At 48.9% G+C, this 6,874-nt stretch carries 4 protein-coding genes and 2 pseudogenes; 2 read left to right on the top strand and 4 right to left on the bottom strand.

The genetic code is table 11. The annotated features are described in order from the left end of the window. On the top strand, nucleotides 1–306 hold a 306-nt coding region (locus tag BHE85_RS08890; RefSeq protein WP_032232747.1), incomplete at its 5' end, for an integrase core domain-containing protein. 25 nt (nucleotides 307–331) lie between these two features. Here BHE85_RS08890 and BHE85_RS08885 read toward each other — a convergent pair. Further along, a pseudogene (locus BHE85_RS08885) lies at nucleotides 332–556 on the bottom strand (knotted carbamoyltransferase YgeW); the annotation flags it as partial. Nucleotides 557–1,034: 478 nt separating this feature from the next. Here BHE85_RS08885 and BHE85_RS26740 point away from each other — a divergent pair. Further along, nucleotides 1,035–2,812, top strand: a pseudogene (locus BHE85_RS26740) (sigma 54-interacting transcriptional regulator). A gap of 38 nt (nucleotides 2,813–2,850) precedes the next feature. On the opposite strand, the gene xdhC reads toward BHE85_RS26740, so the two are convergent. From xdhC to xdhA, 3 genes are read right to left on the bottom strand one after another with little or no spacing between them, the layout of a single operon-like run. Further along, nucleotides 2,851–3,330 carry a xanthine dehydrogenase iron sulfur-binding subunit XdhC gene (xdhC, locus tag BHE85_RS08875; RefSeq protein ID WP_001016605.1) on the bottom strand — a complete coding sequence of 160 codons (480 nt, stop codon included), beginning with the start codon at nucleotides 3,328–3,330 and terminating at the stop codon, nucleotides 2,851–2,853. Next, on the bottom strand, nucleotides 3,327–4,205 hold the full coding sequence (gene xdhB / locus BHE85_RS08870) for a xanthine dehydrogenase FAD-binding subunit XdhB (RefSeq protein WP_000459202.1): 879 nt from the start codon (nucleotides 4,203–4,205) through the stop codon (nucleotides 3,327–3,329). Before xdhB ends, xdhC begins: the two co-directional genes overlap by 4 nt. Before the next feature lie 10 nt (nucleotides 4,206–4,215). Further along, on the bottom strand, nucleotides 4,216–6,513 hold the full coding sequence (gene xdhA / locus BHE85_RS08865) for a xanthine dehydrogenase molybdenum-binding subunit XdhA (protein WP_000388099.1): 2,298 nt from the start codon (nucleotides 6,511–6,513) through the stop codon (nucleotides 4,216–4,218). Between the last annotated feature and the right edge of the window lie 361 nt (nucleotides 6,514–6,874).

Below are 6,874 nucleotides of genomic sequence, written 5' to 3'. Positions count from 1 at the left end.
AAAGGTTCTCAGTATGTATCGCTGGCCTACACACAGCGGCTTAAGGAAGCCGGATTACTGGCATCAACAGGAAGTACAGGCGACTCGTATGACAACGCGATGGCGGAGAGCATCAATGGTCTTTACAAAGCGGAGGTAATACACCGTAAGAGCTGGAAAAACCGTGCAGAAGTGGAACTGGCCACACTCACGTGGGTGGACTGGTATAATAATCGACGATTGCTGGAAAGGCTGGGCCACATCCCTCCGGCAGAAGCAGAAAAAGCTTATTATGCTTCCATCGGAAACGATGATCTGGCAGCCTGAGTTCACAGATAAAACACTCTCCAGGAAACCCGGGGCGGTTCAAGTTGTCGCGGAATACGGAAATACCTAATCCACTATTAAAGACTTTGGTTGAGATGTTTTCAGCACGCAGTGCTTTTAATGCTGCGGCAACGTCCAGTACTTGTTTCAGTTCATCTGGCGTCTGTTCCCACGTTAACAAAAAATCTTTCTCGTGAAGGTGAGAGGTCAGCGAATTGATATCCTTAATCAGCTCATTAACAGTTTTCATCATAAAGTCCCGGTAGTGGAATGACAGGCAAAGTGGTTTATTTCACTGTGACTTGCCAAAGTGATTGGTGTTTTCACAGCTATACCTGGGACTAACAATAAGTGTGCCAGAATTATCCGCGCGGCTGCAAAAGACTAATTTGACGGATAATGTGTGGGGTTGATCACAAATTGATGCCAGCTTCTGGTTGTTTGTAAAATACGAAAACGTTTGGCTTTTTTTATCGCGTTATTTATTTGCTGCTAAGTATCAGAAATAAGATAAAGGGGCAGGCTATCTCTCTTCAGTTTGATAAACTCACCGCCGTAATTCTCATATTGATATAGAAATGTGATATCTCTTCCATAATTTCATTAGAAAATGATAAAAATCTTATGTTTTTATCAAAGCCAATTTCGCCTGAGTTAATATCATCATGATCTGTGAACCATCAACGTCTTCAATGATCGACTTTTAAGTAAGTCTGGAAGGTAAAGCTATGGAGCTTGCTACTACGCAGTCAGTATTGATGCAAATTCAACCGACAATTCAGCGTTTTGCCAGAATGCTTGCCAGCGTTTTGCAGCTTGAGGTTGAGATCGTTGATGAAAACTTGTGTCGCGTCGCCGGAACGGGCGCGTATGGGAAGTTTCTTGGTCGCCAGTTGAGCGGCAACTCACGCCTGCTCCGCCACGTCCTGGAAACGAAAACTGAAAAAGTTGTGACACAGTCTCGCTTCGATCCCCTTTGCGAAGGTTGCGATAGTAAAGAAAATTGCCGTGAAAAAGCATTTCTGGGTACGCCTGTCATTTTACAGGATCGTTGTGTTGGGGTGATAAGTTTGATTGCCGTTACCCACGAGCAACAAGAGCATATCAGTGATAATTTACGCGAATTTTCTGATTATGTTCGCCATATATCCACCATTTTTGTTTCGAAACTTCTGGAGGATCAGGGGCCAGGAGATAACATCAGTAAAATATTCGCGACCATGATCGATAATATGGATCAGGGCGTATTAGTTGTTGATGATGAAAGTCGGGTTCAGTTTGTTAATCAGACTGCCTTAAAAACACTTGGTGTTGTACAAAATAATATTATTGGGAAACCTATCCGTTTCAGACCATTAACATTTGAGAGTAATTTTACTCATGGACATATGCAGCATATTGTTTCGTGGGACGATAAAAGTGAATTAATCATTGGTCAATTGCATAACATTCAGGGCCGACAATTATTTTTAATGGCATTTCACCAATCGCATACCAGTTTTTCTGTAGCAAATGCACCTGATGAACCACATATTGAACAATTGGTTGGCGAGTGCCGTGTTATGCGGCAATTAAAACGACTCATTAGCCGTATTGCACCCAGCCCATCCAGCGTTATGGTGGTTGGTGAAAGCGGCACGGGTAAAGAAGTCGTCGCCCGAGCAATCCATAAGTTGAGCGGAAGACGGAATAAACCCTTTATTGCTATCAACTGTGCCGCGATTCCGGAGCAGCTTCTGGAAAGCGAACTGTTCGGTTATGTTAAAGGCGCATTTACTGGCGCTTCTGCCAACGGTAAAACAGGGTTGATTCAGGCGGCGAATACGGGCACGCTGTTTCTCGATGAAATAGGTGATATGCCATTAATGTTGCAGGCTAAATTACTGCGCGCTATTGAGGCGCGTGAAATTCTGCCGATTGGTGCCAGTAGCCCAATACAAGTCGACATTCGCATCATTTCTGCAACTAATCAGAATTTGGCCCAGTTCATTGCCGAAGGTAAATTCCGCGAAGATCTCTTCTACCGACTTAATGTTATCCCGATAACTCTGCCACCGCTGCGTGAACGTCAGGAAGATATTGAACATTGGTGCATTACTTTTTACATCTGCATACCCGTCGTCTGGGATCGGTTTATCCTGGCATTGCTCCCGATGTCGTCGAAATATTGCGTAAGCATCGTTGGCCCGGAAACCTGCGCGAGTTAAGCAATTTGATGGAATATCTGGTTAACGTAGTTCCTTCAGGTGAAGTTATCGACAGCACGCTATTGCCGCCAAATCTGCTGAATAATGGCACAACGGAGCAAAGTGATGTAACAGAGGTCAGTGAGGCGCACCTGTCACTCGATGATGCGGGCGGCACGGCGCTGGAGGAGATGGAAAAGCAAATGATCCGCGAGGCGCTTTCACGTCATAACAGCAAGAAGCAAGTTGCTGATGAACTGGGCATCGGCATTGCTACGCTCTATCGCAAGATTAAGAAATATGAGTTGTTAAACACATAACCTCAGTGAATCCGCCTGAATTCAGGCCGGATATCCTTTTACTTCGTTTTCTCGCAATCCAGAACTGTATTTACAATCATCTGATACCCCGTGCAGCGACAAAGATTTCCCGCCAGTCCGCGACGAATTTCCGTAATGGTTAATGGCTTCTCGCGTGGTTTCGCCAGCATTGCCGTGGTAGCCATAATCAGGCCAGGCGTACAAAACCCGCACTGCACTGCGCCGGATTTCGCATAAGCCTGCTGAACATGAGAAAGTTTTCCGCCTTTCGCTTCACCTTCCAGCGTGCGGATCTCTTTTCCTTCAGCCCAGGCGGCAAGGTATAAGCAACTGTCTATTGCTGTGCCGTCGACCAACACCGTACAGGCACCACATTCACCCACGCAGCACCCTTGTTTGACACTTAGCAGTCCTTGTTCGCGGAGTAATTCCGAGAGCGGCGTGCCTGGTGCGGCGTGAAGCTGAAAAGGCATCCCGTTAATGGTGCATTCGATGGTAATTGTTTCGCTGTGATTCATTGCAATTTTCCCCCCGCCGCGGCGACGGCTTCGCTAATCACTTTTTTGGTCATCGTCTGGATGAGATGCAGACGAAACTCTTTACTGGCCCGCCATGAAGAACGCGGGGCGACATCTTGCAGGACAGATTCGCTGATAGCTTCCAGCGTTTGCAGGTTTAATGGCGCATTTTGTGCAGTCTGTTCGGCATGTTGGCAGCGAATCGGCGTTGGCGCGGCAACACCAAATGCCAGGCGTAATTCGCTGAAATTGCCGTTATCCAGTCGGCAATGTGCGGCGCAGCCAATCGTTGAAATATCCATTGCGTCGCGCATGGCATATTTAAAATGCGCGCTGCCCGCGTGTTCTTTCGGCTGTGGCGGAAAATGAAAGGCGACGAGGATTTCGTCATGCTCAAGAGACACTTTGCCCGGCCCGGTGTGAAAGCCATTAATCGGGACGAAACGAACACCGCGCGGGGAGTGGATCTCCAGTTTCGCGTCATAAATTAGCGTTGGCGTGGCAGAATCTGCGCTGGTGGCACCGTTGCAAATATTTCCACCGTAGGTAGCGACGTTACGGATCTGCAGTCCAGCAATGGACATGGCCGCAGCACATAACGCCGGGAGATGACGTTGAGTTATAGGATCTTCTATTAGCTGGGTAAATGTCGTTGCAGAGCCGATACGTAGCGAGCCATCTTCCGCCAGCGTAATTCCCCGCAGCTCCGCCAGATTATGAATATCAACAATATGGCGATAACGGTCATTGTGATGGTGGAGCTGAATCAGTACGTCAGTGCCACCGGCGAGCAGTTTGGCCTGCGGGTTGTTAGCCAGCAGGTTGATGGCATCGGCAAGGGTTGCTGCGCGATGGTAAGAAGCAAAATCAAACATGATGTTATCCTCAAATCAATCCTGCCAGATGGAACTCTTCATATAACCGTTTTGGCGTCAGCGGCAGTGTATTGATTGCAACACCGGTAGCCATCTTCACCGCGTTACGAATAGCAGCGGCAACAGGAATTATTGGTGGCTCACCCAGTGACTTATGTCCGTATGCGGATTGCGGCTCATTGATTTCGACGAACGCGCTTTCCAGTTGTGGCAGATCCGGCATGGTCGGCATTTTGTAATCCAGCAGATTGGGGTTACGGACCACGCCGCTTTTAGCATCGATGATCATCTCTTCAAATAGCGCCCAGCCAATGCCCATTCCCATTCCGCCGTGTACCTGACCTTCTGCCAGCAGTGGATTAAGAATATGCCCTGAATCATGAACGTTGAGGATGCGGTTGATGGTGACTTTGCACAGCGCAATATCGACCGTCAGATCAACAAAGGTACAGCCAAACGCCGGTGGGTTAGTGGTGGTTTTGATGGAGCTTTCAGCAGAGAGCTGCCCGCCGCGTTCAGGGTGGTAGAAAGCGTCCATCGCCAAATCTTTTAACGACATTAACGGCTCTTCCGGTCGTTCAACCAGCACGATATGGCCTTTTATCAGGGTCAGATTCATCGCTGACTGATGTAGCATGACTGCGGCGTGAGCGATGATTTTCTCTTTTAATAATAGTGCCGCACTGCGCAGCGCAGGCGCGGCAACATAGCTCTGGCGTGAGGCAAATGTGCCGGGATCGAACGGCGTAACGTCGGTATCTTGAGTTGAAATAACGCGAACGTCGCTGACCGGAACCCCCACGGTTTCTGCCACCATTTGCGAGAAGACGGTGTCGGCACCCTGACCGATTTCCGTCGCGCCGCTTTGCACGTTGATGGTTCCATCCTGATTCATCAGAAGGCGCGCGCCTGCTATTTCTACGCCGACAGGCCAGGTGTTAGAGGTGTAGCTAAAACAGGCGACGCCAACGCCGCGGCGCAAATTGCCTTGCTGGTTCTGGCATTCTGCACGGCGTTTTTCCCATTCAAAGATTTTCCGGCCTTTTTCAAGACACTCCGGCAACCCTGCGCTGTAAATACGTTTGCCCGTGAGCGGATTAGCATCTCCTTCGCGGGCGGCGTTGCGTAAACGAATTTCAACAGGATCAATACCTAACGCTGTCGCGGCGTCATCAAGCATAGACTCAACGGCAAATACGACTTGTGGCGCGCCATAACCACGCATCGCACCAGCCGAGGGGAGGTTGGTATAGCAGGTCTTTGAACTGTAAGCGTAGGCACAACGAGGATAAAGGTAAGCGACTTTATTCCCCCCCGCAGAAGCGATGGAGTGCCCGTGAGATGCATAAGCGCCGGTGTTAGACAGAACATCCAGACTATAACCTTTCAATGTTCCGTCGCGGTTCACGCCCATTTGCCCGTCAATGGTAAAAGCGTGGCGGGTACGGGTTGCGAGGAAACACTCTTCACGGCTAAGGGAAACTTTCACCGGAATGCCGCCAAGCTTGCTGGTCAGGAATGCCGCCATTGGCTCTTCCAGTACATCCTGTTTATTACCAAAACCGCCACCGACAAATGGTTTGATGACTCGTACGCATGACCAGGGAATATCCAGCGCCTGACCAACCACGCGGCGAACAATGTGCGGGATCTGGGTGCTGGAAACGATGGTAATTCGCGAGTCATCCTCCATCCACGCCAGCGATGTTACGCTTTCCATGTGACAATGTTGAATAACGGGGGTCTGATAGTGCCCCTGTACCTGGTAGTCGGCGGCATCGATTGTTTGTTGGACATTACCCGTCGACATCGTGCTTTGTTTCAGTAAATTGCCACCGTTATGGATTGGTGCAGCGTCTTCTGCCAGCGCCGCTTCTGGCGTGGTGATAACGGGTAATTCTTGCCACTCAATGCTGACCAATTGCGCCGCTTTTTCTGCCGTGAGTTCATCGCGGGCCACGACGATGGCAATGGCGTCACCATGATGACGAACATGGCGAGTTAGCAGTGCGCGATCGGCGGTATCGCGCTTGTTTTCGTCAAGTGTCCAGGCATGCCCAGCTGTAGCGAATGGAATATCAGGCACATCTTCCCAGGTAAAAATCGCCAGTACGCCCGGCAAACTTCTGGCTTGTTCATCATTAATACTTACGGCATAACCATGTGCGATAGGGCTACGTACATATTTCGCATAACACATGCCCGCCATAACATAATCGTCAGTATATCGTGCCCGCCCGGTGACCTTAGCAATGGCATCGACGCGCATGCATGATTCACCCGTAGCGGTTGCTTCCCGCGCTTCCATAGAAATCCCCTCGATTTGAACATTTGGTTCTTATGGCAAAGATTTAGTCTAAGCAGGCAAGATTTACGCCAGAAACGACGATAAGCGTTAGGGGAGGTAGGAAGTGTGATGACGTTAAAAAAACACAGATATGATACGAAACAGGAGTCTGAATAGGGGCAGTGATACGTATCAATATGAGTGGCGATAAAATCAATGTGATAAATTGGGATTATTACGCATCAGGATGGGTAGACTGGCCCCCTGAATCTCCAGACAACCAGTATCACTTAAATAAGTGATAGTCTTAATACTAGTTTTTAGACTAGTCATTGGAGTACAGATGATTGATGTCTTAGGGCCGGAGAAACGCAGACGGCGT

Origin of the sequence: Shigella sp. FC1567, assembly GCF_001743015.1 — a bacterium.
Lineage (GTDB): Bacteria > Pseudomonadota > Gammaproteobacteria > Enterobacterales > Enterobacteriaceae > Escherichia > Escherichia coli.
This window is presented reverse-complemented; position numbering and strand designations above follow the sequence as displayed.